21 protein-coding genes are annotated in these 26,471 nt (G+C 63.8%); 12 read left to right on the top strand and 9 right to left on the bottom strand.

Annotation, left to right across the window (positions count from 1 at the left end):
• Window positions 1-220: 220 nt before the first annotated feature.
• Window positions 221-799: an LPS assembly lipoprotein LptE gene (lptE, locus tag EN850_RS30075; protein ID WP_127279371.1), complete on the bottom strand. Its 579-nt coding sequence runs from the start codon at window positions 797-799 to the stop codon at window positions 221-223.
• Window positions 786-3,410: a leucine--tRNA ligase gene (gene leuS / locus EN850_RS30070; RefSeq protein WP_136092787.1), complete on the bottom strand. Its 2,625-nt coding sequence runs from the start codon at window positions 3,408-3,410 to the stop codon at window positions 786-788. Before leuS ends, lptE begins: the two co-directional genes overlap by 14 nt.
• 153 nt (window positions 3,411-3,563) lie before the next feature.
• Between leuS and EN850_RS30065 the strand changes: the two genes are divergently transcribed.
• Complete coding sequence (locus EN850_RS30065; protein WP_136092786.1) at window positions 3,564-4,226, top strand: YggS family pyridoxal phosphate-dependent enzyme; 663 nt, start codon at window positions 3,564-3,566, stop codon at window positions 4,224-4,226.
• Between the two features lie 101 nt (window positions 4,227-4,327).
• Window positions 4,328-5,377 carry an aldo/keto reductase gene (locus EN850_RS30060; protein ID WP_136092785.1) on the top strand — a complete coding sequence of 350 codons (1,050 nt, stop codon included), beginning with the start codon at window positions 4,328-4,330 and terminating at the stop codon, window positions 5,375-5,377.
• Between the two features lie 56 nt (window positions 5,378-5,433).
• Here EN850_RS30060 and EN850_RS30055 read toward each other — a convergent pair whose 3' ends face one another.
• Window positions 5,434-6,339: a LysR family transcriptional regulator gene (locus EN850_RS30055; protein ID WP_136092784.1), complete on the bottom strand. Its 906-nt coding sequence runs from the start codon at window positions 6,337-6,339 to the stop codon at window positions 5,434-5,436.
• A gap of 138 nt (window positions 6,340-6,477) precedes the next feature.
• Between EN850_RS30055 and EN850_RS30050 the strand changes: the two genes are divergently transcribed.
• On the top strand, window positions 6,478-7,659 hold the full coding sequence (locus EN850_RS30050; RefSeq protein ID WP_136092783.1) for an MFS transporter: 1,182 nt from the start codon (window positions 6,478-6,480) through the stop codon (window positions 7,657-7,659).
• A gap of 55 nt (window positions 7,660-7,714) precedes the next feature.
• Window positions 7,715-8,749 carry an aldo/keto reductase gene (locus tag EN850_RS30045; protein WP_127277734.1) on the top strand — a complete coding sequence of 345 codons (1,035 nt, stop codon included), beginning with the start codon at window positions 7,715-7,717 and terminating at the stop codon, window positions 8,747-8,749.
• A gap of 126 nt (window positions 8,750-8,875) precedes the next feature.
• Here EN850_RS30045 and EN850_RS30040 read toward each other — a convergent pair whose 3' ends face one another.
• Window positions 8,876-9,148: an usg protein gene (locus EN850_RS30040; RefSeq protein ID WP_023784217.1), complete on the bottom strand. Its 273-nt coding sequence runs from the start codon at window positions 9,146-9,148 to the stop codon at window positions 8,876-8,878.
• Between the two features lie 306 nt (window positions 9,149-9,454).
• Here EN850_RS30040 and acs point away from each other — a divergent pair, with 306 nt between their 5' ends.
• The 3 genes from acs (at window position 9,455) to EN850_RS30025 (ending at window position 13,140) form a co-directional block, all read left to right on the top strand.
• Entirely contained in the window at window positions 9,455-11,410 is a 1,956-nt protein-coding gene (acs, locus tag EN850_RS30035) for an acetate--CoA ligase (RefSeq protein WP_136092782.1), read from the top strand.
• 8 nt (window positions 11,411-11,418) lie between these two features.
• Window positions 11,419-12,165, top strand: coding sequence for an MOSC domain-containing protein (locus tag EN850_RS30030; protein WP_127873369.1), 747 nt, complete (start codon window positions 11,419-11,421; stop codon window positions 12,163-12,165).
• Window positions 12,166-12,321: 156 nt separating this feature from the next.
• Window positions 12,322-13,140 carry a sugar phosphate isomerase/epimerase family protein gene (locus EN850_RS30025; RefSeq protein WP_127873368.1) on the top strand — a complete coding sequence of 273 codons (819 nt, stop codon included), beginning with the start codon at window positions 12,322-12,324 and terminating at the stop codon, window positions 13,138-13,140.
• Window positions 13,141-13,162: 22 nt separating this feature from the next.
• Here EN850_RS30025 and EN850_RS30020 read toward each other — a convergent pair whose 3' ends face one another.
• The 3 genes from EN850_RS30020 to EN850_RS30010 form a co-directional block, all read right to left on the bottom strand.
• Window positions 13,163-14,431 (bottom strand): cyclopropane-fatty-acyl-phospholipid synthase family protein, encoded by a 1,269-nt coding sequence (locus EN850_RS30020; RefSeq protein WP_127873367.1) that lies wholly within the window; start codon window positions 14,429-14,431, stop codon window positions 13,163-13,165.
• A 361-nt stretch (window positions 14,432-14,792) separates the two neighbouring features.
• A complete protein-coding gene (locus EN850_RS30015; protein ID WP_136092781.1) occupies window positions 14,793-16,271 on the bottom strand; it encodes a TadE/TadG family type IV pilus assembly protein in 1,479 nt (492 codons plus the stop codon).
• Between the two features lie 346 nt (window positions 16,272-16,617).
• Complete coding sequence (locus EN850_RS30010) at window positions 16,618-17,487, bottom strand: transglutaminase family protein (protein ID WP_127277740.1); 870 nt, start codon at window positions 17,485-17,487, stop codon at window positions 16,618-16,620.
• 165 nt (window positions 17,488-17,652) lie between these two features.
• Between EN850_RS30010 and EN850_RS30005 the strand changes: the two genes are divergently transcribed.
• Entirely contained in the window at window positions 17,653-18,318 is a 666-nt protein-coding gene (locus EN850_RS30005; protein ID WP_127277741.1) for an HAD-IA family hydrolase, read from the top strand.
• 60 nt (window positions 18,319-18,378) lie between these two features.
• Here EN850_RS30005 and EN850_RS30000 read toward each other — a convergent pair whose 3' ends face one another.
• Window positions 18,379-18,597 (bottom strand): DUF1674 domain-containing protein, encoded by a 219-nt coding sequence (locus tag EN850_RS30000; protein ID WP_127277742.1) that lies wholly within the window; start codon window positions 18,595-18,597, stop codon window positions 18,379-18,381.
• A gap of 105 nt (window positions 18,598-18,702) precedes the next feature.
• Between EN850_RS30000 and htpX the strand changes: the two genes are divergently transcribed.
• The 4 genes from htpX to purH all read left to right on the top strand — a co-directional run bounded on the left by htpX (window position 18,703) and on the right by purH (window position 24,701).
• The gene (gene htpX / locus EN850_RS29995; protein WP_135863317.1) at window positions 18,703-19,722 is read left to right on the top strand and encodes a zinc metalloprotease HtpX; all 1,020 of its coding nucleotides are present in this window, start codon (window positions 18,703-18,705) and stop codon (window positions 19,720-19,722) included.
• Complete coding sequence (locus EN850_RS29990; protein ID WP_189591244.1) at window positions 19,719-21,107, top strand: RsmB/NOP family class I SAM-dependent RNA methyltransferase; 1,389 nt, start codon at window positions 19,719-19,721, stop codon at window positions 21,105-21,107. Before htpX ends, EN850_RS29990 begins: the two co-directional genes overlap by 4 nt.
• A gap of 147 nt (window positions 21,108-21,254) precedes the next feature.
• On the top strand, window positions 21,255-22,979 hold the full coding sequence (locus EN850_RS29985) for a heparinase II/III family protein (RefSeq protein ID WP_136092779.1): 1,725 nt from the start codon (window positions 21,255-21,257) through the stop codon (window positions 22,977-22,979).
• A 105-nt stretch (window positions 22,980-23,084) separates the two neighbouring features.
• The gene (gene purH, locus EN850_RS29980; protein ID WP_135921682.1) at window positions 23,085-24,701 is read left to right on the top strand and encodes a bifunctional phosphoribosylaminoimidazolecarboxamide formyltransferase/IMP cyclohydrolase; all 1,617 of its coding nucleotides are present in this window, start codon (window positions 23,085-23,087) and stop codon (window positions 24,699-24,701) included.
• A gap of 44 nt (window positions 24,702-24,745) precedes the next feature.
• Here the strand turns inward: purH and EN850_RS29975 are convergent, their stop codons facing one another.
• Window positions 24,746-26,125, bottom strand: coding sequence for an MFS transporter (locus tag EN850_RS29975; RefSeq protein WP_127278614.1), 1,380 nt, complete (start codon window positions 26,123-26,125; stop codon window positions 24,746-24,748).
• Window positions 26,126-26,471: the final 346 nt, after the last annotated feature.

The raw sequence follows: 26,471 nt of genomic DNA, 5'->3' as shown, positions 1-26,471 counted from the left end.
GCACGATGAGGATTCGAGCAGCCGATCGTGTTTCCACGACCGGTTGCTCATCCGAATGCGGCTATTGGAAAAAGGGCGAGCCTTTGCTCGCGTGACAACCAGCGGGCGGAGATTTACATGCCGCCAAACAGCACGCTGCCGACGAGTCCGATCGCCGGGAACAGGAAATGCGATCAAGGAGAGAGGGGCGATTCGGCCTCTTCTGATGCGGCGACTCGCGCTAGCTGGCCGTCTTGCCGTGCCGGGCCAGATCCTGGGCGATGGACAGTTGCAGGGCTTCGGCCAGTTCGCGCGCGGCACGGTTCTCGGCGTCGATCTGCGCCCGGTAGGAAGCAAACTCCTGACGCGGCCTGTCGAAGGACGAGGTGATCGCCCGCTTGCCGACCGCGATCACCGCGCCGGTTTTCGCATCGGTTAGCGTGTAGCCGGCGGTCAGTGTCACCGAACCGGCGGTCGGCTCGTCTTGATCGGTTCCAACCTGGACCAGCGCCGAGGATTCAACGGCTTCGGTCACGCCGAGATCGAGCGAATAAAGCGGCGAGGCCGGTTCGCCGGCGCCGCGCCCGAACCCGAAGATCAGATTGTTGCGCACCTGCTGGGCATAACGCGTCCGGACCGGCTTGACGGCAATCGACGCCAGCTCGGCATTGGCGGTCGAGCCGGTCGACAGCGGCGCGCTGGAATAGAGCGGCCGCACCTGGCAGGCCGAGACGAGCGCAAGCGAACCGACAAGACCGGCAAGCGCGATGCGGCGCAGCAGACCGCTCAACTCTGTCTTTTCCCGATCAGGCAACGACATTGACGATCCTCTGCGGCACGATGATCACCTTGCGCGGAGCCTTACCTTCAAGTGCTTTCTGCACGAAGTCGAGAGCCAAGACCGCTTTTTCGACCGCACCTTGGTCCGCGTCGCGGGCAATTGTCAAATCGCCCCGCTTCTTGCCGTTGACCTGCACCGGATAGGTGACTTCGTTGTCGACGACCAGCGCCGGATCGAAGACCGGCCACGGCCGTTCGGCGAGCAGATCGGTGCCGCCCAGCACCTCCCAGCACTCTTCGGCAAGGTGCGGCATCACGGGCGCGATCAGATGCACCATGATCTCCACGGCCTCGCGGCAAGCGCTTTTCAGCGCCGTATCAGCCTTGCCTTCCGTCACCTCGTTGAGCGGAGTGGTCAGCGCGTTGGCCAGTTCATAGATGCGGGCGATGGCACGGTTGAAGGCGAGCTTCTCGATGTCTTCGCCGACCGCCTTCAGGATTTTGTGCGCGGCCTTGGAAACCGCTCCGGCCTCGCCATCATTGGCGGCCTTCGGTGCGATGCCTGCCAGCGTCTCGGCCGCCGTCGACACCAGCCGCCAGATGCGCTGCATGAAGCGATGCGCGCCGGCCGCACCATCGTCGGTCCACTCGACATCGCGTTCGGGCGGCGAATCCGACAGCATGAACCAGCGCGCCGTGTCGGCGCCGTAGCCATCGGTGATGTCTTCCGGGCTCACCGTGTTCTTCTTCGACTTCGACATCTTTTCGAGCGGGCCGATGGTGACCGCCTCGCCGGTGGCGATGTCGATGGCGCGGCGCTTGCCGTCGACATCCTCCAGCCGCACTTCGGCCGGCGCCAGCCAGCGGCCGTTCGATGCCGAACCGACACGGTAGGTTTCGTGCACGACCATGCCTTGCGTGAACAGGCCCTTGAACGGCTCGGCCAGGTCGACATGGCCGGTCTCGCGCATGGCGCGGGTGAAGAAGCGTGAATAGAGCAGATGCAGGATCGCATGCTCGATGCCGCCAATATACTGGTCGACCGCCAGCCACTCGTTCGCTGCCTTGGGATCGGTCGGATCATGCGCCCACGGCGCTGTGAAGCGGGCGAAATACCAGGACGAATCGACGAACGTGTCCATCGTATCGGTTTCACGGCGCGCGTCCTTGCCGCATTGCGGGCACTTCACATGCCGCCAGGTCGGGTGACGGTCGAGCGGATTGCCCGGCCGGTCGAAATCGACATCGTCCGGCAGCTTGACCGGCAGGTCGGCCTTCGGCACGGGCACCACGCCGCAATCCTCGCAATGGATCATCGGGATCGGGCAGCCCCAGTAACGCTGGCGCGAAATGCCCCAGTCGCGCAGGCGGAAGTTCACCTTGCGCTCGGCCATGGGGCGATTGCCGATGGTCTTTTGTTCCAGCAGCCTGGCGACCTCGTCGAAAGCCCGATCCGGAGTCATGCCATCAAGGAAGCGCGAGTTGATCATCGCGCCATCGTCGGTATAGGCCACGTCGATCACCTGGAAAGCCGACGGATCCTCGCCGTCCGGCATCACCACGGGCACCACCGGCAAGCCGTATTTGTTGGCGAAGTCGAGATCGCGCTGGTCATGCGCCGGGCAGCCGAAGATGGCGCCGGTGCCATATTCCATCAGCACGAAATTGGCGACATAGACCGGCAGTGTCCAAGTACCGTCGAAGGGATGGACGACGCGGATGCCGGTGTCGAAGCCCTTTTTCTCGGCCGTCTCCAGCGCCGCCACCGAAGTGCCAATATGGCGGACTTCGTCGATGAATTTCGCCAACGCCGGATTGGTCTCGGCGGCTTTTTTGGCCAACGGATGATCGGCGGCGATCGCCATGAACGAGGCGCCGAAAATGGTGTCGGGCCGCGTCGTGTAGACCTCAAGCTCGTGCTCGCCGGCAATTTCCGAGGCCAGCGGCCAGCGGATCAGCAGACCTTCCGAACGGCCGATCCAGTTCTGCTGCATCAGCTTCACCTTTTCGGGCCATTCGTCGAGGCCATCGAGCGAACCCAGCAGGTCCTGCGCGAAATCGGTGATCTTGAAGAACCATTGCGTCAATTCGCGCTGTTCGACCAGCGCGCCGGAGCGCCATCCGCGCCCGTCGATGACCTGCTCGTTGGCGAGCACCGTCATGTCCTCCGGGTCCCAGTTGACCTTGGAGGATTTGCGCGTCACCAGCCCCTTCTCGACGAAGTCGAGGAACAGCATCTGCTGGCGGTGGTAGTAATCGACGTCGCAGGTAGCGAATTCGCGCGCCCAGTCCAGCGACAGGCCCATCACCTTGAGCTGCTCGCGCATGGTGGCGATGTTCTGGTAGGTCCACTCCTTGGGATGAACCTTGTTCTGCATGGCGGCGTTTTCGGCCGGCATGCCGAAGGCGTCCCAGCCCATCGGATGCAGCACGTTGAAGCCCTTGGCCCGCTTGTAGCGCGCTACCACGTCGCCCATCGTATAGTTGCGGGTGTGGCCGATATGGATCCGCCCCGACGGATAGGGGAACATTTCCAGCACGTAGTATTTCGGGCGCGGATCGTCATTGTGCGCTTCGAAAAGCTTCTTTTCGGCCCAGGCCTTTTGCCATTTGGGTTCTGACGCGCGCGGATTGTATCGTTCGGTTGCCATGGGACGTTTTTCACTTAAAAGCATGCGGACTGCGGGCAAGAGCCCGGCAGTTCACGAAATGTGGTCCGGGTGTTCACCATGGTTTGGCAAACCCGTCAACCATATGGGCATCGCGGCGGTCAAAAACGCGGGTCAAAACAGCGGGATTTGCATATGGGCGACACCGTTCAGCAGTTTTTCGCGGTCAAGGCGAGGATCGCCGCCGCCGAGCAGGAGGCTGGCCGTGAAGCCGGCGCGGTGACGCTGGTCGCGGTCTCCAAGACCTTCGACGCCGTCGATATCCAACCGGTGATCGAGGCCGGCCAGCGCGTCTTCGGCGAGAACCGCGTCCAGGAAGCACAAGGCAAATGGCCTTACCTGAAGGAGGCCTTCCCCGACATTGAATTGCACCTGATCGGCCCGCTGCAGTCGAACAAGGCCAAGGAGGCGGTGGCACTGTTCGACGTCATAGAAACGGTCGATCGCGAAAAGATCGCCGCCGAACTCGCCAAGGAAATTGCCCGGCAAGGCCGGGCGCCAAAACTCTATGTCCAGGTGAATACCGGTTCCGAACAGCAAAAGGCCGGCATCGAACCGCGCGAGGCGGTCGCCTTCGTCAAACGCTGCCGGGACGTCCACGGCCTCACCATCGAAGGCCTGATGTGCATCCCGCCGGCCGACGAGAACCCCGGTCCGCACTTCGCCTTACTGGAGAAGCTCGGCAAGGAAGCCGGCGTCGCCAGACTTTCGATGGGCATGTCGGGCGATTACGAAACGGCGATCGCCTTTGGCGCCACCAGCATACGAGTCGGCTCCGCCATCTTCGGCAGCCGCTAGCCGTTGGGCCAGATCAACGAGGTCGCTGCACCAGCACTGGAAACGAAACGTACCGTTCTTATTTGTTTTGTGTCATCGCACATTTTTCTGGAGCTTTCGCCATGCGCTACAATCAGCTTGGAAATACAGGGCTTTTCGTTTCCGAACTTTGCCTCGGCACCATGACCTTCGGCGCCGCCGGCCAGAACGCCCAATGGGGCCTGATCGCCAGCCTCGACCAGAAGGGCGTCAATGAGATTGTCGGTCACTCGATCGCCGCCGGCGTCAACTTTTTCGACACGGCGGACGTCTATTCGTTCGGCGAGTCCGAACGCCTGCTCGGCCAGTCGCTCCGGGATCTCGGCATTGCCAGGTCGACCGTGGTCATCGCCACCAAGGTCCATGCCGCCACGGGCGACGGGCCGAACCAGCGCGGCTCCTCGCGCGGCCACATCATGGATTCGGTCGATGCCAGCCTCGAACGGCTGCAGCTCGACCATATCGATCTCTATCAGTTGCACGGCACCGACGCTGTGACGCCGATCGACGAAACGCTGCGGGCACTCGATGATCTCGTCTCCAGCGGCAAGGTCCGCTATGTCGGCGTGTCCAACTGGCAGGCCTGGCGCATCGCCAAGGCGCTCGGCATCGCCGACCGCAAGGGCTTTGCCGGCTTCGAGACCATCCAGTCCTATTATTCGATCGCCGGCCGCGACCTCGAACGCGAGATCGTGCCGCTGATCAACGAGGAGAAGCTCGGCCTGATGGTGTGGTCGCCGATGGCCGGCGGCCTGCTCTCCGGCAAATACGGCCCTGGCGCGCCGGGCAATGGCGAGGGTCGCCGCGCCTCCTTCAACTTCCCGCCGGTCAACGAGGAGCGCGCCTGGGCAGCGGTCGCCGCCATGCGCGAGGTCGCCAGGAAGCATGATGTCAGCGTCGCCACCGTGGCGCTCGGCTATGTCCTGGCCAAGCCTTTCGTCATGAGCGTGATAATCGGCGCCAGCCGCATGGAGCAGCTCGAACAAAACCTCGCCGCCACCAGCCTCAAGCTCGATGCCGACGATCTCGCCAGGCTGGATGAGGTGAGCGCCTTGCCGGCCGAATATCCCGGCTGGATGGTCGAGCGCCAGGGCGCCGGCCGGCGTCCGGCGCCCTTCGTCCCTAAGGCATAGCCTGCGGGAAAGCCGGCCTTTTCGAAGCCGCGTATCCCATGGACGCGCGGCTCCAACTACAGCCGAACCATCTCGGCCAGGAAATCGAGAAAGGCCCGCACCCGTGCCGGCAGATGGCGGCCTTGGCCGACATAGACGGCGTGCGTCGCCTCCTCGTCGCCCGGGTTGAAATCCTCCAGCAGCGGCACCAGCCGCCCGGCGGCGATATCGGCCGCCACATGCCAGCGCGCCAGCCGGGAAATGCCTACCCCGGCCAGCGTCATCAGCCGCATCGCCTCGCCATCGCTGACCAGCGCGTTGCCGGTGATCGGGATCATGACGGCATTGCCCTGCGCGTCGAGGAACGGCCAGCCGTCAATATGCCTGACGAAGCCGAAGCCCATCCGGTTGTGTGTGTCGAGATCGGCCGGCGTCAGCGGCATGCCATGCACCTCGAGGTAGGAAGGGGCCGCAACGACGACGACCGGGCTCTGCCCGAGCTTGCGCGCCACCAGCCGTGATTCGCCGAGCGGCCCGGCCCGGATCGCTACATCGGCGCGTTCGGCCATCAGGTCGATGACACTGTCGGTCAGCACCAGATCGACCGAGATTTCGGGATAGCGTTCGAGGAAGCGCGGCAGCAGCAGGATCAGCCGGTGCACCCCGAACGGCACGTAGGTGTTGACGCGCAGCCGCCCGCGCGGCGCGGCGCCCGCGGCCGCCTCACGCTCCGCCGCCGCCATGTCGGCAAGGATGCGTAGCCCGCTTTCATAAAACGCCGCCCCTTCCGGCGTCAGCAGCAGCTTGCGCGTCGAGCGGCTGACCAGCCGCGCGCCAAGCCGGGCTTCCAGCCGCGCGATCAGCTTGCTGACGGCAGACGGCGTCATGCGCAGCGCGCGCGCCGCGGCGGAAAAGCTGCCTGCCTCGACAACGCGCACGAAGACTTCGATCTCGCCGGAACGGTTTATGTCGGGTCTGGCCATCTGTGAATCTATTTCACAGAAAATATGCCCTGATCAAGTCTGGTTCACAGCACTCGGCAACACGATCTTCCCGGTCGGGGCGCGGGTTGGACAGGCGCTCATCGCCTGAACGGCCCGTCTTTCAAAGTGGAAACCGCCATGCCTCTTGCTCTCTATGCCCTCGCTGCCGGTGCCTTTGGCATCGGTGTCACCGAATTCGTCATCATGGGCCTGCTCATCGATGTCAGTAAGGATCTTGGTGTCTCGATCTCGGCCGCCGGCCAACTGATCTCGGGTTATGCGCTCGGTGTCGTCATCGGCGCACCCCTGTTGACCATCGCCACTGGCAACTGGCCGCGCAAAACCGTGCTGCTGGCGCTGATGGCGATCTTCACCGTTGGCAACCTCGCCTGTGCGCTGGCGCCCGATTACTGGACGCTGATGGGTGCGCGCATTGTCACCGCCTTTGCCCATGGCACGTTCTTCGGCGTTGGCTCAGTGGTCGCCACTGGTCTGGTCGCGCCCAACAGGAAGGCTTCGGCGATCGCGCTGATGTTCACCGGCCTGACCATCGCCAACATCCTCGGCGTACCTTTCGGCACCTGGCTCGGCCAGGCTTTTGGCTGGCGCGCGACCTTCTGGGCAGTGACCGCGGTCGGCCTCGCGGCCTTCGCCGTCATCCTGGCCCTGGTGCCGCGTGGCCAGGCGACGCCGGAGAAGAGCGACTTGCGCGCCGATCTCGCCGTGCTGCGCCGAACGCCCGTCCTGCTCGGCCTCGCCACTACGGTGCTGGGCTATGCCGGCGTCTTCGCCGTCTTCACCTACATCGCTCCGTTGCTCACCGAGATCAGCGGCTTCGGGGAAGCGGCCGTGTCGCCGATTCTGCTCGTCTTCGGCGGTGGCCTCATCGCCGGCAATCTCGCAGGCGGCAAGGTCGCCGATCGCTGGCTGGTGCCGGCGGTGCTCGGCAGTCTCGTGGTGCTGGCGCTGGTGCTTGCCACGATGAGCTTCGCCATCCACAGCCAGGTCATGGCCGTGATCTATGTCGGCCTGCTCGGTGCGGCCGCCTTCGCCACCGTGGCGCCACTGCAGATGTGGGTGCTGGAAAAGGCGCAAGGCGCCGGCCAAAGCCTGGCCTCATCGTTCAACATCGCCGCCTTCAATCTCGGCAATGCCGCCGGCGCCTGGCTTGGCGGCGCGGTCATCGCCCATGGCCTTGGACTGGGTTCGCTCACTTGGGTCGCTGCCCTGCTGCCGCTCGCGGCACTCGCCGTGGCCGGACTGGCGCTGCGCCTCGATCGCGGCGCCACATCAGGCGCGCCCGCCTCCGTCCGGTTGTGACATCAGCCGACATCCGAATCGCCTTACTTCTTCACAAACCACCAGGAGCAAGAAAATGGACTATCGACGTCTCGGCGCATCGGGTTTGAAAGTCCCGGCGCTTTCATTCGGCGCCGGAACCTTCGGCGGATCCGGCCCACTGTTCGGCGCCTGGGGCAACAGCGACGCGCAAGAAGCGCGGCGGCTTATCGACATCTGCCTCGAGGCCGGCGTCAACCTCTTCGACACCGCCGACGTCTATTCGAACGGCGCCTCGGAAGAGGTGCTCGGCGAGGCGATAAAAGGCCGCCGCGACGCCGTTCTGATCTCGACCAAGACCGCGCTGCCGATGGGCGACGGCCCGGCCGACCACGGCTCGTCACGCTCGCGGCTGATCAAGTCGGTCGATGCCGCGCTGAAGCGTCTCGGCACCGACTATATCGACCTGCTGCAGCTGCACGCCTTCGATGCCGGGACGCCGATCGAGGAAGTTCTGGCGACGCTGGACGGCCTCGTTCGCTCCGGCAAGCTGCGTTATGTCGGTGTTTCCAACTTCTCCGGCTGGCAAGTGATGAAGTCGCTCGGCTTGGCGCAGACGCACGGCTACCCACGCTATGTCGCGCACCAGGTCTACTATTCGCTGCTCGGCCGCGACTATGAATGGGAGCTGATGCCGCTCGGCCTCGACCAGGGCGTCGGCGCGTTGGTGTGGAGTCCGCTCGGCTGGGGCCGCCTGACCGGCAAGATCCGCCGTGGCCAGCCCTTGCCGGAAAAGAGCCGCCTGCACGAGACCGCGAGCTTCGGCCCGCCGGTCGAGGACGAACATCTCTACAGGGTCATGGAGGCGCTTGACGCGGTGGCTGAGGAGACCGGCAAGACGGTTCCGCAAATCGCCATCAACTGGCTGCTGCAGCGCCCGACCGTTTCATCTGTTATCATCGGCGCCCGCAACGAGGAGCAACTGCGCCAGAACCTCGGCGCCGTCGGTTGGACGCTGACGCCGGAGCAGGTCAAAAAACTCGACGCGGCAAGCGAGGTCACCGCGCCCTACCCGTACTTCCCCTATCGGCGGCAGGAAGGCTTTGCCCGGCTGAACCCGCCGGCGGTGTGATTGATAGGTGCTAACAGGTTACGTCGCGGGACAGCGCCCCCCTCTGTCCTGCCGGACTGTCCGGCAGGACAGAGGGGGGCGCCGTAGGACGCCTTCCTCGACAGCCATCGTCGCCCTATCCGACCCTCAGTGCAGGACGAACTCTCCATCCACCTTGCGCCATTCATTCGGGGCGATCAGCTTCTGGTGCGTATAGACCACCGAATGCAGCGGCCCATCCAGCTTGGCTTTCCAGAATTCGATGAACCGGATCAGCACCGGGAACTTCGGAGCGATGTCGTAGTCCTGCCAGACGAAGCTCTGCAGAAGATGCGGGTGGTCGGGGAAATGATAAAGAATCTTGGCCGTGGTCAGGCCGTAGCCTTTGAGCATCAGGTCCATTTCAAGATGGTCGCGCATTGCGGTCCCCAAGGTTGATTCTCCTTTCCTCCCAGGCACCAATTGTGCGCGCCGTTACTTAACTGTCTATTGATTTTTCTTGATCGCAAAACGAACTTTTCCCACAAAAACATGCAGTTAGCAGCGAACCGTTTCGAGTGCTGACAGTCTCGAAAAGCGCCCCTGCGGCATCCCGCCGCGCGAATCCAACGTCTAATGTTGCCGTCGCGGCGGAACTGGTAATAATGCCGCCGAATTCGCGGCTGCGTCGCCGCGATCCCGCAGGCGTCTCAAGCTGGCGGATTGGTTCGGGAGGAAAGCCAAGAAATGTCCGAGGTTCATGTCCATCGCGTCAAGCCGGCGTGGAAGAAGAACGCCCTGATCGACAATGACACCTACCTAAAATGGTATGCCGACAGCGTGAAAAACCCGGACAAGTTCTGGGGCAAGCACGGCAAGCGCATCGACTGGTTCAAGCCCTTCTCCAAGGTCAAGAACACCTCCTTCGACGGCAAGGTCTCCATCAAGTGGTTCGAGGATGGCCAGACCAATGTCTCGTACAATTGCATCGACCGCCACCTGAAGAAGCGCGGTGACCAGACCGCCATCATCTGGGAAGGCGACAACCCTTACGACGACAAGAAAATCACCTACAGCGAGCTCTACGAGCATGTCTGCCGGCTCGCCAATGTGATGAAGAAGCACGGCGTCAAGAAAGGCGACCGCGTCACCATCTACATGCCGATGATCCCGGAGGCGGCCTACGCGATGCTGGCCTGCACGCGTATCGGCGCCATCCATTCGGTCGTCTTCGGCGGCTTTTCGCCGGATGCGCTTGCCGGCCGCATCGTCGACTGCGAATCGACCTTCGTCATCACATCGGATGAAGGCCTGCGTGGAGGAAAACCCATTCCTCTCAAGGACAACACCGACAAGGCGATCGACATCGCCGCCAAGCACCACGTCATGGTCAAGAACGTCGTGGTCGTGCGCCGCACGGGCGCCAAGATCGGCTGGGCGCCGGGCCGCGATGTCTGGTATCACGACGAAGTCGCGACGGTGAAGACCGAGTGCAAGCCGGAGAGAATGAAGGCGGAAGATCCGCTGTTCATCCTCTACACGTCGGGCTCGACCGGCAAGCCGAAAGGCGTGCTGCACACCACCGCCGGCTATCTCGTCTATGTGTCGATGACGCACCAATATGTCTTCGACTATCATGACGGCGACATCTACTGGTGCACCGCCGATGTCGGCTGGGTGACCGGCCATAGCTACATCGTCTACGGGCCACTCGCCAACGGCGCCACCACGCTGATGTTCGAAGGTGTGCCGAACTACCCCTCGCAGTCACGCTTCTGGGAGGTCATCGACAAGCACAAGGTCAACATCTTCTACACCGCGCCCACGGCGCTGCGCGCGCTGATGGGCGCCGGCAACGACCCGGTGAAGAAGACGTCGCGCAAGTCGCTGCGTGTGCTGGGCTCGGTCGGCGAGCCGATCAACCCGGAAGCCTGGGAGTGGTATTTCAACGTCGTCGGCGACGGCAAGGTGCCGATCGTCGACACATGGTGGCAGACCGAAACCGGCGGCATCCTGATCACGCCGCTGCCCGGCGCCACCGACCTCAAGCCGGGTTCGGCGACGCGGCCCTTCTTCGGCGTCAAGCCGCAGCTGGTCGACGGCGAGGGCAAGGTGGTGGAGGGTGCGGCCGACGGCAATCTCTGCATCACCGATTCCTGGCCGGGCCAGATGCGCACCGTCTATGGCGATCACGACCGCTTCGTGCAGACCTATTTCTCGACCTACAAGGGCAAGTATTTCACCGGCGACGGCTGCCGCCGCGATGCGGACGGCTATTACTGGATCACCGGCCGCGTCGACGACGTCATCAACGTCTCCGGCCACCGCATGGGTACCGCCGAGGTCGAATCGGCGCTGGTCAGCCATGAGAAAGTCTCGGAAGCCGCAGTCGTCGGCTATCCCCATGATATCAAGGGCCAGGGCATCTACAGCTACGTCACCTTGATGAGGGGCGTCGAAGCGACCGAAGATCTGCGCAAGGAACTTGTCGCCCATGTCCGCAAGGAGATCGGCGCCATCGCCACGCCCGACAAGATCCAGTTCGCGCCCGGCCTGCCCAAGACCCGCTCGGGCAAGATCATGCGCCGCATCCTGCGCAAGATCGCCGAGGACGATTTCGGCGCCCTTGGCGACACCTCGACGCTTGCCGATCCGGCCGTGGTCGACGACCTCGTCGCCAACCGGCAGAACAAGAAGGGCTGACGCCGGCCATGGCCGCGATCGGCTGCGTTGCCGAACTCTGGCGCTATCCGGCGAGTTCGCTCGCCGGCGAGCGGCTGGAGGCGATCGCGGTCGGCACCGACAGTATCGAGGGCGACCGTATGTTCGGCCTCGTCGATACGTCGGACAACGAGATCGCCCGGCCCGATCGTGACGCCAAGTGGCACAAGGTGCCGCGCATCAGGACCCGGTTGAGCCATGATCGCGTACTGGAAATCGCCGTTCCCGGCGGCGACTGGCTCAGCGCGCCAGGCCCCGAATGCGACCGCGCGGTGTCGAACTATCTTGGCTTTGCCGCCTCGATTCGCCCGTTCGGCCGCGAGAACGCCCCGCCCGCCTATGCCGGCCCGCTGACGCAGGCGCGCTACAAGAAGGCGCCGATCCATCTCCTGACCACGGCCTCGCTGGCGCGGCTGAAGGCACTGCATCCCGATGGTGCCGCCGATCCGCGCCGCTTTCGTCCCAACATCGTCGTCGACATGGCTCCAGTCGACGGCTCGTTTCCCGAAACCGAATGGATCGGCCGCAAGCTAGCCATCGGCGACCTCGTCTTGACCATCTCCGAGCCGTGCCGCCGCTGCGGCTTCACCATCATCGCCCAGGACGGTTTCGACAACGATCCCGGCATCCTGCGCAATCTGGTGCGCTACAACGCCCACAATCTCGGCGTCTATTGCACCGTCGACCAACCCGGCCGTGTCGATATCGGTGCGCCGATGCGTTTCGTGGCGGCATAGCCCCGTAGCTCGCCGCCCTGGTGCGATGGAGATGTGGCGCGCCCTCTTCACGCTGCCTGTAATACGCGTGACAGAAAACCGCGCCATACAGCTGGCGCGGCTCGCCTTGTCGCTTCCGTCGTCCACCAATTTCAGATCCCACCAATCGGAGTGCCTATGACTTCCTTGCCCATCCTTGGCGCTGCCATGGCCCTGGACGACCTTGAGATCCACCGCGACTGGCTTTTCGAAAAGCAGCGTGACCTCGAATTGCAAAGCTTCGCCGAGGCCAGAGTTCTTAACGGCGACTGGGCACCGCTCGCCGCCCGCGCCAGAAAGCTTCTCGACGGCCACAAGGGGCGGCTCGGGATTCACGGACCTTTCTGGGGCTTCACCATCGCCTCGCAGGACCCCGATATCCGCAGCGTCGTCAGCAAACGTCTGCTGCAAGGTCTCGAAGTCTGCGCCTCCGTCGGTGCGACGCACATGGTCGTCCACAGCCCCTACACGACCTGGTCCTACAACAACCTCGACAACAATCCCGGCGAGCGCGAAAAAATCACCGAGTACTGCCACCTGACACTGCGCGACGCCGTCAAGCGGGCCGAAGACATCGGCTGCACCATGGTGCTCGAAAACATCGAGGACAAGGATCCGCACATCCGCGTGGCCTTGGCCGACAGCTTCAAGTCGCCCGCGGTCGCGGTCTCCATCGACACCGGTCACGCCTACTATGCCCATGGCTCGACCGGCGCTCCGCCGGTGGACTACTTTGTGCACGCCGCCGGCAACCGCCTGCAACATGTCCATCTGCAGGATGCCGACGGCTACGCCGATCGTCATTGGAGCCTCGGCGAAGGTACGATCCAATGGCGTTCGGTCTTTGCCGCGCTCGCCAGGCTCGAAAGCAATCCGCGCCTCATCATCGAGATCAGGGACAAATCCAAGATACCGGCTTCGGCGGCCTATATCGCCTCGCTCGGCATCGCCGAATAAGGCCCGAACTGGGGGCGCCGCGCTACCGGTACAAATCCGCCCGCGTCGGGGGCAAGCCACTAGGCCCCCGCGCGCGCTTTGTGGCTACGGTCTGGAATATCTGCGCCGAGGCGCGTTCGAAGGTGATGGAGCAGCCGCTCAGGTAAAGCAGCCACAGCCGCGCCTTGGCTTCGCCGACCTCGGCGATCGCCTCGCCGAACCGCGCCTGCAGACGCTCGGCCCACAGCCTGCAGGTGCGGGCATAGTGCTCGCGCAAATTCTCCACATCGTAGACGAGGAAGCCGTGTGCTTCGAGATTGCCGAGCGTCATGCCGATCGTGTCCAGCTCGCCCCCCGGGAAGATGTATTTGATCAGCGCCTTGTATTCCGGCCCCTTGCGCAGGGTCTTCTTGATGTCGCCCTTGCTGCGCCTTGTGATGGCGTGATGCAGATAGATGCCGCCCGGTTTCAGCAGGCGATGGACGGCGGAGAAGTAGACGGCATGGTTTGCCAAGCCTAGATGTTCGAACATACCGATGGACGATATCTTGTCGAAGGTGCCGGTCAGCTCCGCGTAGGACTTTATCTCGATGGTGATCTTGTCCTCCAGACCCTCGGCGCGAATGCGCTCGCGGGCTAGCGAGGTCTGGGCTTGCGACAGCGAAACGCCGTGTCCGACGACACCATAATTTTTCGCGGCGTGGATCAGCATCGCGCCCCAGCCGCAGCCGATATCGAGCAATCTTTCACCGGGTTTCAGCCGAAGCTTGCGGCAGATATGGTCGAGCTTGTCGACCTGCGCCTCGTCGATGCCGTTTGCGAAATCCTGGAAATACCCGCAGCTATAGACCATGCGCTCGTCGAGAAAGAGCCCATAGAAGGCATTCGAGATATCATAGTGATGCTGGATCGCCTCCTTGCTGGAGCCGCTGACGAACGGGTTGCGACCGGCGAGATCTACCCGCGACGTCATCTGCTTTCTCGAAAACAACACCGCCGGCAAGTCACGCAGAAGCGCCCGTTTCGGCAAAGTCTTCAGCTTCGGCCGCAGCTTGCCCGTCGAAGGCAGGGCATAGAAATCGAACAGCGATCCGTCTTCGATGTCGACTGCCTTGGAAATCCACATCTCGATAAGGGTCGACAGGGACGGTCGGCGAACGATCTGCCAGACAATGTCGTGGTCGTTGATGATCAGCACGGGGCCGGTGGCGGGGCCGATCCGCTCACCTGTCCACAGCCTGACCGCGAAGCTGGGTTTCACCGCCTCGACTACCGTTCTAACGATGCGCGCCGCTCTTTCGGTGGCGTCCATGTCCTTCCCCTCGCGCTCGATGGCTCAATCTTGTCCGTTTAAGACCTGGATCGCAAGCCGGAGCATGCGGCGCCATCTTCCGGCAAGGACGCCTTTTTCAGCAGGGCACTTGTCATTTGCTGCAACGCACCCCATCATGAAGGTGTGTTCAACGAACTGAAAGGAGGTGATCCGATGTCGAGTGATTTCGTTTTCCAGAACGTGGCCTCAGCGGATTGCACTTTCGGGAAGCAGTCTTCCCGTTAAGGCGCGAGATGCGCGGCGGGTGACGTGAACGTCACCGCCATTGAGCCGCGCCATGGACGGAAACACGGAAGGCCGCCGGCTTCGAAAGAAGCGGCGGCCTTTTCCTTTTCGCGGATTATTGGGTCAGTATGACCTTTTCGGTGTTGCGGATGATTTCCTGAAAGGCATCGTCCAATTCACCCCCGGTGGATACCTCGAAATAATGTTTCTCGGTGGCGGAGGAGTCTTTCGACGAACAATCCTTTAGCACCGCCTTTGCCTGGTCCCGCTCGGTTGCCGACATGTCCTTATCGTTCAGGTCGAAGCCGATGGTGAAAATCTCGATGCCGTCATTTTTCATGTTGCCGCACAGCGTTTCAGCATTGCCGCGCGCAAGGTTACCCTGGCCGTTGTAGCTCCCGGCGGCACTCGCGAAGGCCGTATTGAACTGGCCATCGGTCATCAGGATTGCGACCTTGGCAATCTTCTTTCCATTGGCATTCGAAGCGCCGTTGCCGAGGCCGGCATTCTTGATCGCGCTGCGCCATTGCGGCGACAGCATATAATAGGTCCACTGAATGGCGATTGCGCCGGCTGTATAACCACCGGCCCAGAAGTCGTCGATCGAATCAAGCAATGCATCGGAATCCGCGGTCAGCGGGATCACTTGCGCGTCAGGACACCTGTTCATTCCTTCGCCGCCGAGATGATCATCCCGATTGACCAGGGCATAATATTTCTTGCCGTTCCTGTCTGTGCGAACAGTGTCTGGGCCGTCGGCGCTCAAATCCGCGTCGCCGTTTTTGTTCTTGCGCTCCGTAGCGCAATTATCCGGGCGCGGCATGGCCGCACCAACAATGGAGATGTAGTCGCTGAAGGACGGCAGCAGATTTTTGCCCGTCTTGGCAACCAGAAGCGAACTGCCGGCGACGGGTGGCAGTTCAGAACTCCCTTGCTTTTCGGCATAGACGTTCTCCGCCAGTTTGCCGGCGTTCACGCCAGATGCATAAGGCACAATCGCGACACGAACGCGGGGGTTCTTCGAGTCCTGGTTCTCGAGCATCGTCTGGACGGCATTTCGCGCAGCTGCTTTCAGGTCGCCGATCTTGTTGACGTTGCCCCGTTTGGCCATCGATCCCGTTATGTCGAGCATCATGGCCACCTCTATCTGCTTGTCGGAATAGAGCGCTGTGGTGGAAGCGCCGACGCGCTGCATGGCACCGGTGCTGAACAACGGGAAATAGAGGTCGACATCGACGTGGGCATCCGCCTGGACCGTATTGGCGGTCCTGTCGACGATCAGCTTGTCGAGCACGATCTGGCCGGCGTGCAGCATGCCCGCCGTGCTGTTGGCTTCCAGAAAAGCCTGCACGGATTTGTTGGCGTCGGCTTCCTTGATGGCACCGGTGGTCAGGTCACGCGCCGTCGATGTTACAGCCGCATCGACCACGCCCTGCAGGCTCGATTTGGCATTGTAGAGCTGGGTCACATTGACCGAAAAGCCCGCGACCAGCGCCAAGACCGAGGCGGCAAAGCCGAACAGGACCGCGAAATTTCCACCGCGATCCCTGGCCAACCCGCCGACCGCGTGAACAAGACCCCCGTAATTCCGCATCCAACAGCCTCCGCTTGCCTCGGCCTCGTCGCCGCGAACAGGGCAGTGCAGGATTCCAGCCGGATGACGCGGCGATCGGACCGCAGACCAGGAGTTCGCCAGCAGAACATTGTTTTTGTTGGATTTTCACAGCGCAGGAAGGTGAATGACCGGTAAACGTCGGACTGTATTCGCGCGCGCGTTTACCGGACGCTTACCATGCGAGACCAAAGACCTCGTGGGGTGTGCGGCGACGTCTTGTTGCGGAACAGCGTCTCTGTGCCGCAACGGGTCAACTGTACCGGGACAGCTGTGTTGAGATTCAGGTGAGGCAATTGCAGGCCGCCTCATCCGAATATCGACATGCCTAGGCCAGCATCTGTGCGCTGGCCGTCCTGTCGATACCGTGGTGGGGTGGATTGAACAGCCTGCCTTCCTGCTCGTAGGTCCATACCTTGAACAAGGTAAGCCGGTGCGGGCCGAAACTGTGCAGCAAGGGAACGTCGGTGGCATCGCGGCCGCGCGCGATGACGACGCGACCAATTCTGGGCCGGTTATGGCGCGGATCGAACGTGTACCACTTGCCGTCGAGGAATGCTTCCATCCAGGCTGAGAAATCCATCGGCGCCGGATCGGCCGGCACGCCGATGTCGCCGAGATAGCCGTTCACGTAGCGCGCCGGAATGTTCATGCAACGGCAAAGCGTGATCGCCAGATGGGCGAAGTCGCGGCACACTCCGACACGTTCCTCGTGCGCCTGCGCGGCGGTGCGAGTCGAACGCGCATAGCCGTAGCCGAAAGACAGCCGGTTGTGGACATAATCGACGATTGCCTGTACCCGCGCCCAGCCGGAGGGAAGATGGCCGAAAAGCTGCCAGGCGAGATTGCTCAAATGATCTGTCTCGCAATAGCGGCTGCCGAGGAGATAGCCGAGCACCTCGTCGGGCAATTCGGCGACCGGCATTTCCCTGGCCAGCGTATTGATCTCGTCCGTCTCGCCGCTGTCCTCGATCACCGCGTCGTAGAGGATGCGAAAGCCGCCGGCGGGGGCAGTGAAGCGGCGGCAGGCATTGCCGTGCAGGTCATGGTAGAGCCGAGTCGGCACCGAAGGCGACGTCAGCACCCGCGTCTGCCGCTTGATATCGGCCTGCCTGTCCCGGTGAATCTCGAGCAGCGAAATCACCGGCGTCGGCTCTGTGCATTCAATGGCGATTTCGTAGCCGAGCCGTATCAGCATCGCGTCCCCCTTCGATGGTCATGGAGATAGTGTGGCTGAAACGCGGTTGGGGGACGGTGGTTCCCTGGACCGTCCGAAAAGGCGTTCTCGCGCCTTTCCATGCCGGCGCCTGGAAGATACGGTTGCGCTCTTCCCCAAGGCACACCCCGCAATCCAAGGAAAATCATGTACCCAGGCAAGAAATTCGCCGCCTTTCTCTTTGACATGGACGGCACGCTCATCAATTCCATCGCCTCGGCGGAGCGGGTATGGAGTGATTGGGCACGACGGCACGGCCTCGACGTCGCCGCCTTCCTGCCGACCATCCATGGCGTGCGGGCGATCGAGACCATCACCGCCCTGGCGCTCCCGGGCGTCGATCCGACGCACGAAGCCGACCTGCTCCTGAAGGCGGAAGCGGCCGATCTGGATGGCATTCTCCAGATCGCCGGCGCCGTTGCGTTCCTCAATTCGCTGCCACCGGAGCGCTGGGCGATCGTAACCTCGGCGCCACGCTCGCTGGCGCTTGCACGCATGAAGGTCGCCGGCATTCCTGTCCCAGCGGTCCTCGTCGCGGCGGAGGATGTTTCCCGCGGCAAGCCGGCGCCCGATTGCTTCCAGCTCGGCGCGAGACGGCTTGGCTTCGACGCGCGCGATTGTCTGGTGTTCGAGGATGCGCCGGCCGGCATTGCGGCGGCCGAGGCGGCGGGCGCTTCGGTCATGGTGATCAACGCCACGCACCAGCACGCGCTGCAGACCCCGCATGCCGCGATATCGGCCTATGATATGGTCGGCCTCACGGTCGACGAGCAAGGCTGGCTGGCGCTCGAGCCCCAGCGCAGTGCCGCTTAGTCTGGGCGCACCAGCTATGGCGAGATACGCCGGCCGGCCTCAGCTGAATATCGACACACTCTAAAAGTCGCTGGTCAGGCCTTTGATCTCCCAGTCGCCATAGCGGCCGGGCTCCTTGCCGCCACGGCCACCGATCTCTTTCGGCAGGGCGGCTTCCTGCGCGAGATAGTCGGTGCGTCGTGCGTCGGCTTCCGCCAGCGCCCGGCGGGCGGCTGGCGTCAAATCTTTCCGCGGCGCATTGCCATCGCCGGCGGGCGTTTTACTGGTTTCGTCGTTCATGCGATATTTCCCGCGGATTGAAACAGGAACAGGCGTTTCCCATCATATAGCGATGACCTCGCAAGGATCGACCCTTCTTCACCACCATCGCGACAGGAGCAGACGATGAACACCATTCGCACCGCCATGCTTCTCGCCGCCATGACGGCGCTGTTCATGGGCGTCGGCTTTTTGATCGGCGGCTCGGGCGGCATGATGGTCGCGCTGGTGGTCGCCGCCGGTACCAATCTGTTCAGCTATTGGAACGCCGACAAGATGGTGCTGTCGATGAACCGCGCCGTCGAGGTCGACGAGAAGAACGCGCCGGAATATTACGCCATCGTCCAGGCACTGGCCAAGCAGGCCGGGCTGCCGATGCCGAAAACCTATCTGATCGACAATCCGCAGCCGAATGCCTTTGCCACCGGCCGCAACCCGCAGAACGCGGCGGTGGCCGCCTCGACGGGCCTGTTGCAGCGGCTGACCCACGAAGAGGTCGCCGCCGTGATGGCGCATGAGCTCGCCCACGTCCAGCACCGCGACACGCTGACCATGACCATCGTCGCCACCTTTGCCGGTGCCATCTCGATGCTCGGCAATTTCGCCTTTTTCCTCGGCGGCAACCGCGAAAACAATCCGTTCGGCTTTGTCGGCGTGCTGGCGGCGATGATCGTGGCGCCCTTCGCGGCCATGATCGTGCAGATGGCGGTCAGCCGCACCCGCGAATATGAGGCCGACCGGCGCGGCGCCGAAATCTGTGGACACCCGCTGTGGCTGGCCTCCGCGCTTGACAAGATCGCCCGCGGGGCCGAACGCATTCCCAACCCCGACGCCGAGCGCAATCCGGCAATGGCGCATCTCTTCATCATCAACCCCCTGCATGGCGAGCGCATGGACAGTCTGTTCTCCACCCATCCGAGCACCGACAACCGCATCGCCGCGCTGCAGGCGATGGCGCGCGAAATGGGCGATGGCGCTGCGCGGGCCACGCAGCGCCAGACACAGACGCCGCCGCGGGCGGACGAGCCGCAGGCGGCCGGACCGTGGGGCAAGCCGGCCGAACCGGAACAACAGGCCGAACCGGCCAGCCCGAAATCCAATCCGTGGGGCCGCAACCCGACCGGACCCAAGGGCCGGTGGTCGTGAGCGTGGCGGGCAGAGCACCTCGACGCACGGTTTCAGGCGATCAGGAACACAATGCCGGCGGCGAGTTCGTTGCCGGCCTTGCCGCGCGCAAGGCGGCGGCGCGGCTGCTGGCCGCCGTAATCGACGCCCGCACGCCGCTTGATGGCCTGACTGACCACGAGAACGGCCATCCGCAATACAAGGCGCTCGATTTGCGCGACCGTGCCCTGGTGCGCGCCATACTGGTCACCGCGCTGCGTTACCGCATGACCATATCGGGATTGCTGGCGCGGCGCCTGGAAAAGCCGCTGCCGCCCAACGCGACCGCCTTGTCGCACATACTGCATGTGGCGGCGGCCCAGATCCTGTTCCTCGACATTCCCGACAGCGCGGCCGTCGACCTCGCCGTGACGCACGCCAAGTCCGACCCTCGCACGCAGCGTTTTTCCGGCCTGGTCAACGGCGTGCTGCGCACGCTCGCGCGCGCCAAGGAGGCCGAACTTCCGGCAGTGCTTGCCACCACCGACGAAGCGCCGAAATGGTTTTCCGACCGGCTGAAGGCGGCCTATGGCGCCGAGAAGGCCCGGCAGATCCTGGCCGCCCATCGCCACGAGGCGCCGGTCGACTTCTCGGTCAAGGCCGATGCCGAACTCTGGGCCGACAAGCTCGGCGGCATAGTCCTGCCAACCGGCACGGTGCGCGTGGAGAAGCTTGCCGGCCCTGTCACCGAACTGCCTGGCTTCGCCGAAGGCGCCTGGTGGGTCCAGGATGCGGCCGCCAGCTTGCCGGCAAGACTGTTCGGCGATGTCGGCGGATTGCGCATCGCCGATCTCTGCGCCGCGCCCGGCGGCAAGACAGCTCAGCTGATCCTGGCCGGCGCCAGGGTCACCGCCGTCGATACCTCGAAGAACCGGCTTGCGCGGCTGGAGCAGAACCTCGACCGCCTCGGACTGTCCGCCGAAATCGTCCAGGCCGACCTGCTCAAATACGAGCCGGCGGCGTTGTTCGACGCCGTGCTCCTCGACGCACCATGTTCCTCGACCGGCACGGTGCGGCGGCATCCCGACGTGCCGTGGACCAAGACGGCGGCGGACGTCGAAAAACTCGCCGACCTGCAGCGCAGGCTGCTCGCCCGCGCCGTCACGCTGGTCAGGCCCGGCGGCCGGATCGTCTTTTCCAATTGTTCGCTCGACCCGCTCGAAGGTGAAGAACTGCATCGTTCCTTCCTCAAGGACACGGCTGCGGTCATTGACGATCCGCTGCATCAGGGCGAGATCGCCGGCATCGATTCGTTCCTGACGCAGCAAGGCACGCTGCGCACCACGCCCGCCGACCTCGACCTCGGCGCGCCGGAGCGCTCCGGTCTGGACGGCTTCTTCGCCGCGCGTATGCGCCGCGCCGGCTAAGCGTGTAACCTCCCGGATTTGCTGACTTTTTTAGGACGAGTCAGGGTTAAGACCGGGTTAACTGGACCCGTTGCCAGGAATTCGCCTTCGCACGCTACGTTCAATCATGTAAACTTGTGCCGGGGTAGAGGACGACCAGGAGGGCTTTTGGCACTTGCTGCCGGCAACACGACGCGTCTGTGGACGCTGGTCGCGAAGGAGTTCTGGCGCAAGACACGCCGGCGCCTGCGCGCCGGGCCGGTCTATCGCTGGCGCTATTCCGGCCGCACGCCCGAACGCGTCCTGATCGCGCCGCCTGACCTGCGCCTCGCCGATCCGCAGATCGCACTCGAGATCTATTACGGCCGCTATCCCCTGTCTGGCCATCTGGTCGAGACCGGCGGCAAATCCCCTTTCCAGATCAATGTCGCCAATCACGGTTGGCAGAAGACCCTGCATGGCTTCCGCTGGCTGCGCCACATGCGCGCCGCCGGCACGGAGCTGGCCGCGGCAAACGCCCGCGCGCTCGTTTCCGACTGGATCACCATGCATGGCAGCCATATTTCGGGCATTGCCTGGGAGCCAGGCACGACGGCCAAACGCATCATCGCCTGGCTGCAGCATTCTTCCGTCGTGCTGCAGGGCGCCGAATTTCCCTTCTACCGGGCCTTCCTGAAATCGCTGGCGATGCAGATCCGCTATCTCAAGTCCATGGCGCGCGAAATGCCCGACGGCAAGGACCGGCTACGCGCTCGCATCGCGCTGGCATTCGCCGCACTGTCCCTGCCGGCGCCGGCCTCGGCGCTGCGCGGCGCCACCCGCAACCTCGCCGAAGAACTCAATCGCCAGATTCTTGCCGACGGCGGCCATGTCTCGCGCAATCCGATGGTGGTGCTGGAAATCCTCGCCGACCTTCTGCCGCTGCGGCAGACCTATGCCAACCAGGCCGAAGCGCCGCCGCAGGCGCTGATCGGCGCCATCGACCGCATGCTGCCGGCGCTGCGCTTCTTCCGCCATCAGGACGGCAGCCTCGCCCGCTTCAACGGCATGGGCGCCACCATCCATGACCGCATCGCCACCATCCTGCGCCACGACGACACCGCCGGCTCGCCGCTGCTGCATGCGCCGCATTCGGGCTATGAGCGGCTGGCGATCGGTGGCACCACGGTCATCGCCGATACCGGCCTGCCGCCGCCGGTCGACGTGTCCAATGCAGCCCATGCCGGCTGCCTCGCCTTCGAACTGTCGTCCGGGCGCCAGCATTACATCGTCAATGCCGGCATCGACACCTACGGCGCCGCCGAGTTCCGACCGCTGGCCCGTGCCACCGCCGCGCATTCGACAGCCACCATCAACGACACGTCTTCGGCGCGTTTCACCCATGCGCTGCGGGTCAACGACCAGTTGGGTTCACCGCTAATCGGCGGCCCGCAGCAAGTGCAGTGCAAACGCATCGACCAGAAGGGCATCCACGGCTTCATCGCCCGTCATGATGGCTATCTCCAGCGTTTCGGCTTCCTGCATGAGCGTGAACTGAAACTCTCCTCGGACGGCAATGTGCTGGCGGGCCGGGACCGGTTCCAGCGACCCGGCAACGCCGCGGTCCGCAACAACGGCCGCGATTTCATCACCGTGCGTTTTCACATCCATCCGGACATCAATCTGCTGCAGGACGAACAGGAGCGGCTGATCCTGACCGCCGATCAGGCCGACACCTGGGTGTTCACCTCCAGCGAAGTGATGCCCGAGGTGGAGGAATCGATCTATTTCGCCGGTCTGGGCGGTCCACGCCGCAGCCGCCAGATCGTGCTCGCTTTCAGGGCGTCCGAAATTGCCGAAGTCCATTGGCAGCTGACGCGGACAAAGATCACCGGTTATCCCGAAAACAACTGAGCTTGCGGCGGCAATGGCATGCCGTGAAAAAGCGAACGCTTGATTTCCGGGCCTCATGTGCTACGGCGCGGGCTTGCTCCTCCAGACTTGAAAGGCCGCCAGCCCATGGCCGTTCCTGCCAAGAACATTCCCGCCCCCGACCTCGTTCCGGTCCGCCGCGCGCTGCTGTCTGTCTTCGACAAGACCGGCATGCTCGACTTTGCCAGGGCGCTGGCCGCGGCCGGCGTCGAGCTGGTCTCCACTGGCGGCACGGCAAAAGCGATCGCCGAGGCCGGCATGGTGGTACGCGACGTCTCCGAGCTCACCGGCTTTCCCGAGATCATGGACGGCCGCGTCAAGACGCTGCACCCGTCGGTGCACGGCGCGCTGCTAGGCGTGCGCGATGATCCCGAGCATGCATTGGCGATGCGCAAATATGGCATCGAGCCGATCGATCTCGTCGTCTCCAATCTTTATCCCTTCGAGGAAGTCCGCCGCTCCGGCGCCGACTACGCGGCGATCGTCGAGAATATCGACATTGGCGGCCCGGCGATGATCCGCGCCTCGGCCAAGAACCACGCTTACGTCGCCATCGTCACCGATCCCGGCGACTACGCCGCGGTGCTCAACGCGCTGGAGATGAACATCGGCTCGCTGTCGCTGGATTTCCGCAAGAAGCTGGCGGCCAAGGCCTTCGCCCGCACCGCCACCTATGACGCGGCAATCTCGGGCTGGTTCGCCGAGGCGCTGGAGATCGAGCATCCGACCTGGCGCGCCTTCGGCGGCAGGCTGGCCGAAGTCATGCGCTATGGCGAGAACCCGCATCAGGGCGCCGGCTTCTATGTCAATGGCGACAAGCGGCCGGGCGTCGCCACGGCGCGGCAGCTGCAAGGCAAGCAGCTATCCTACAACAACATCAACGACACCGACGCCGCCTTCGAACTGGCCGGCGAGTTCGACCCCAACCGCTCGGCCGCCGTCGCCATCATCAAGCACGCCAATCCCTGCGGCGTCGCAGAGGGCGCGTCGCTGAAGGCGGCCTACGCCAAGGCGCTCGCCTGCGACCCGGTCTCGGCCTTCGGCGGCATCGTCGCCTTGAACCGCACCCTCGACGCCGAGGCGGCGCAGGAAATCATGAAAACCTTCACCGAGGTGATCATCGCGCCCGACGCCACCGACGAGGCCGCGGCAATCATCGCCGCCAAGAAGAATTTGCGCCTGCTGGTCACCGGCGGCCTGCCCGATCCGCGTACAGCAGGCACGACGGTCAAGTCCGTCGCCGGCGGCCTGCTCGTCCAGGGCCGAGACAACGCCGTGGTCGACGACCTCGAACTGAGGGTGGTGACGAAGCGCGCGCCGACGCCGGCCGAAATGGCCGACCTCAAATTCGCCTTCCGCGTCGCCAAGCACGTCAAGTCGAACGCCATCGTCTATGCCAGGGACGGCGCCACTGTCGGCATCGGCGCCGGCCAGATGAGCCGCGTCGATTCCTCACGCATCGCCGCCCGCAAGGCGCTCGACGCGGCGGAGGCCGCCGGGGTGACCGAGCCGCTGACCAGGGGCTCGGTGGTCGCTTCGGACGCCTTCTTCCCCTTCGCCGACGGCCTGCTGTCGGCCATCGAGGCCGGTGCCACGGCCGTGATCCAGCCGGGCGGTTCGATGCGCGACGACGACGTCATCGCTGCCGCGGATGAACATGGCATCGCCATGGTGTTCACAGGCGTGCGGCATTTCCGGCATTGAGCACCCCCATCCTTCTCCCCTTGTGGGAGAAGGAAGTGGCGCTGCTACTCAACCGGCCGATCCGCCGGATATGGCGTTCCAACCAGGATCGCCATGCCGATGCCGAGGAACAGGATGATCGCGGCCATGCCGAGCCGTGGCGAATCGCTGAGCGTGGTGATGGTCGCCACCATGAACGGCGCCAGGAAGCTGGTGGCCCGCCCGGCCAGCGCGTAGATGCCGAAATAGCGCCCGGATTCGGCGGCGGTGACGCTGCGCGCCATGTAGGAGCGCGACGAGGCCTGCACCGGACCGAAGGCGAGGCCGATCAAAAGGCCATACATGATGTATGCCTTTTCCGCGGCGGTGCCGAACAGCCCGCCTGAATCGGCGGTCGACAGCGGTATAAGGCCGAGCAGTGTGAAGCCCGGTCCGGTCGAGACGACGCCGACGGTGGCGACCGAAAGCATGACCAGCGCAACCATCACGACGTGCTTCGAGCCGAGCGCGGTATCGAGCCGCGCCGCGATCCAGCAGCCGAAGATGGCGACGACGTTGAGGATGATGCCGAACAGGCCGATCTCGGTGATCGACCAGTGGAACATGCCGGCCGCGAACGTGCCGCCCAGCGCCAGCAGCGCGTTGACGCCGTCCTGATAGATCATCCGCGCCGCCAGGAAGCGCAGGATGCCGCTGCGGTTGCGCACTTCGGCGAGTGTCGACTTGAGTTCCGACAGGCCCTCGCGCACCGCCGGCCCGATCGGGATGCCCTTGACGGCGTCGGGCGTGAAGAAAAACATCGGCAGGATGAACAGGAAATACCAGCCGGCCGACATCGGTCCGGTGAAGCGCGCGTCCTCGCCAAGCTTCGGATCGAGCCCGAACAGCGGGTCGATGCCGATAAGCGTCTTGCCGGTCTCCAGATTGCCTGCCAGGAACAGGACGACGAAGATCAGCGCGATCATACCGCCGAGATAGCCAAGTCCCCAGGCCATGTTGGAGATCCTGCCGATCTCGGCCTTCGGCACCAGGCGCGGCATCATGGAATCGTTGAACACGGTCGAGAACTCGGCCGCCACCGAAGCCAGCGAGAACAACAGCACGACCAGGAACAGGTTCGAACCGGGCGCGGCGAACCACAGCAGGGTGAGGCTGACGATCTTGATCGTCGCGAAGAAGGCGATCCACGGCTTGCGCGGCCCGGTCTGGTCGGCGATCGAACCGAGGATGGGCGACAGGATCGCGATGACCAGCCCCGCCGCGGCGATACCATAACCCCAGGCCGCCTGTCCGGCGGTCGGGTCGCTCGCCATGCGCGAGACGAAATACGGTCCGAAAATGAAGGTGGTGACGACGGTGAAGAACGGCTGCGCCGCCCAGTCGAAGAACATCCACCCCCAGATGCCGCGCCCCGACGCCCGCTGCACTGTCTCTACCGCCGCCATGCTGATTCCCCCGGCCCGCCCGCGTCGGGCGTCATGTCTGCATGTTTTTCATGGGCATGCAAACTGGCAAATGTTCGTGCCGCCCCTCACCTGCCTGCCGGCATCCTCTCCCCGTATAGAGACGGGGAGAGGGGCGCCGTCACTGCGGATTTCGCCAATCACCAGCGTCCCAAAAGAAGGCGCCGAGGCCGCGGCCAGCCCTTTCTCCCCGTCACTATGCGGGGAGAAATGCCCGGCAGGGCAATGAGCGACTATCTGTGGTGTCAAGTTGCATTGGCGAACTCGATGCGCGCATCGCGTGCTTTTGCATTGAGAATGACGAGGAGTTTTCGCGCCAGCGCCATGC

This window comes from Mesorhizobium sp. M8A.F.Ca.ET.207.01.1.1, assembly GCF_004794715.1.
Classification (GTDB): Bacteria; Pseudomonadota; Alphaproteobacteria; order Rhizobiales; family Rhizobiaceae; genus Mesorhizobium.
This window is presented reverse-complemented; position numbering and strand designations above follow the sequence as displayed.

Excerpts from the sequence above, each read along its gene's own strand:
- lptE (WP_127279371.1), bottom strand. The coding sequence starts at position 799 with ATGTCGTTGCCTGATCGGGAAAAGACAGAGTTGAGCGGTCTGCTGCGC.
- EN850_RS30005 (WP_127277741.1), top strand. The coding sequence starts at position 17,653 with ATGTACCCAGGCAAGAAATTCGCCGCCTTTCTCTTTGACATGGACGGC.
- EN850_RS30045 (WP_127277734.1), top strand. The coding sequence starts at position 7,715 with ATGGACTATCGACGTCTCGGCGCATCGGGTTTGAAAGTCCCGGCGCTT.
- EN850_RS30000 (WP_127277742.1), bottom strand. The coding sequence starts at position 18,597 with ATGAACGACGAAACCAGTAAAACGCCCGCCGGCGATGGCAATGCGCCG.
- EN850_RS29975 (WP_127278614.1), bottom strand. The coding sequence starts at position 26,125 with ATGGCGGCGGTAGAGACAGTGCAGCGGGCGTCGGGGCGCGGCATCTGG.
- EN850_RS30010 (WP_127277740.1), bottom strand. The coding sequence starts at position 17,487 with ATGCTGATACGGCTCGGCTACGAAATCGCCATTGAATGCACAGAGCCG.
- EN850_RS30025 (WP_127873368.1), top strand. The coding sequence starts at position 12,322 with ATGACTTCCTTGCCCATCCTTGGCGCTGCCATGGCCCTGGACGACCTT.
- htpX (WP_135863317.1), top strand. The coding sequence starts at position 18,703 with ATGAACACCATTCGCACCGCCATGCTTCTCGCCGCCATGACGGCGCTG.
- purH (WP_135921682.1), top strand. The coding sequence starts at position 23,085 with ATGGCCGTTCCTGCCAAGAACATTCCCGCCCCCGACCTCGTTCCGGTC.
- EN850_RS30015 (WP_136092781.1), bottom strand. The coding sequence starts at position 16,271 with ATGCGGAATTACGGGGGTCTTGTTCACGCGGTCGGCGGGTTGGCCAGG.
- EN850_RS30055 (WP_136092784.1), bottom strand. The coding sequence starts at position 6,339 with ATGGCCAGACCCGACATAAACCGTTCCGGCGAGATCGAAGTCTTCGTG.
- EN850_RS30040 (WP_023784217.1), bottom strand. The coding sequence starts at position 9,148 with ATGCGCGACCATCTTGAAATGGACCTGATGCTCAAAGGCTACGGCCTG.
- EN850_RS30030 (WP_127873369.1), top strand. The coding sequence starts at position 11,419 with ATGGCCGCGATCGGCTGCGTTGCCGAACTCTGGCGCTATCCGGCGAGT.
- EN850_RS30060 (WP_136092785.1), top strand. The coding sequence starts at position 4,328 with ATGCGCTACAATCAGCTTGGAAATACAGGGCTTTTCGTTTCCGAACTT.
- acs (WP_136092782.1), top strand. The coding sequence starts at position 9,455 with ATGTCCGAGGTTCATGTCCATCGCGTCAAGCCGGCGTGGAAGAAGAAC.
- EN850_RS30050 (WP_136092783.1), top strand. The coding sequence starts at position 6,478 with ATGCCTCTTGCTCTCTATGCCCTCGCTGCCGGTGCCTTTGGCATCGGT.
- EN850_RS30020 (WP_127873367.1), bottom strand. The coding sequence starts at position 14,431 with ATGGACGCCACCGAAAGAGCGGCGCGCATCGTTAGAACGGTAGTCGAG.
- EN850_RS30065 (WP_136092786.1), top strand. The coding sequence starts at position 3,564 with ATGGGCGACACCGTTCAGCAGTTTTTCGCGGTCAAGGCGAGGATCGCC.
- leuS (WP_136092787.1), bottom strand. The coding sequence starts at position 3,410 with ATGGCAACCGAACGATACAATCCGCGCGCGTCAGAACCCAAATGGCAA.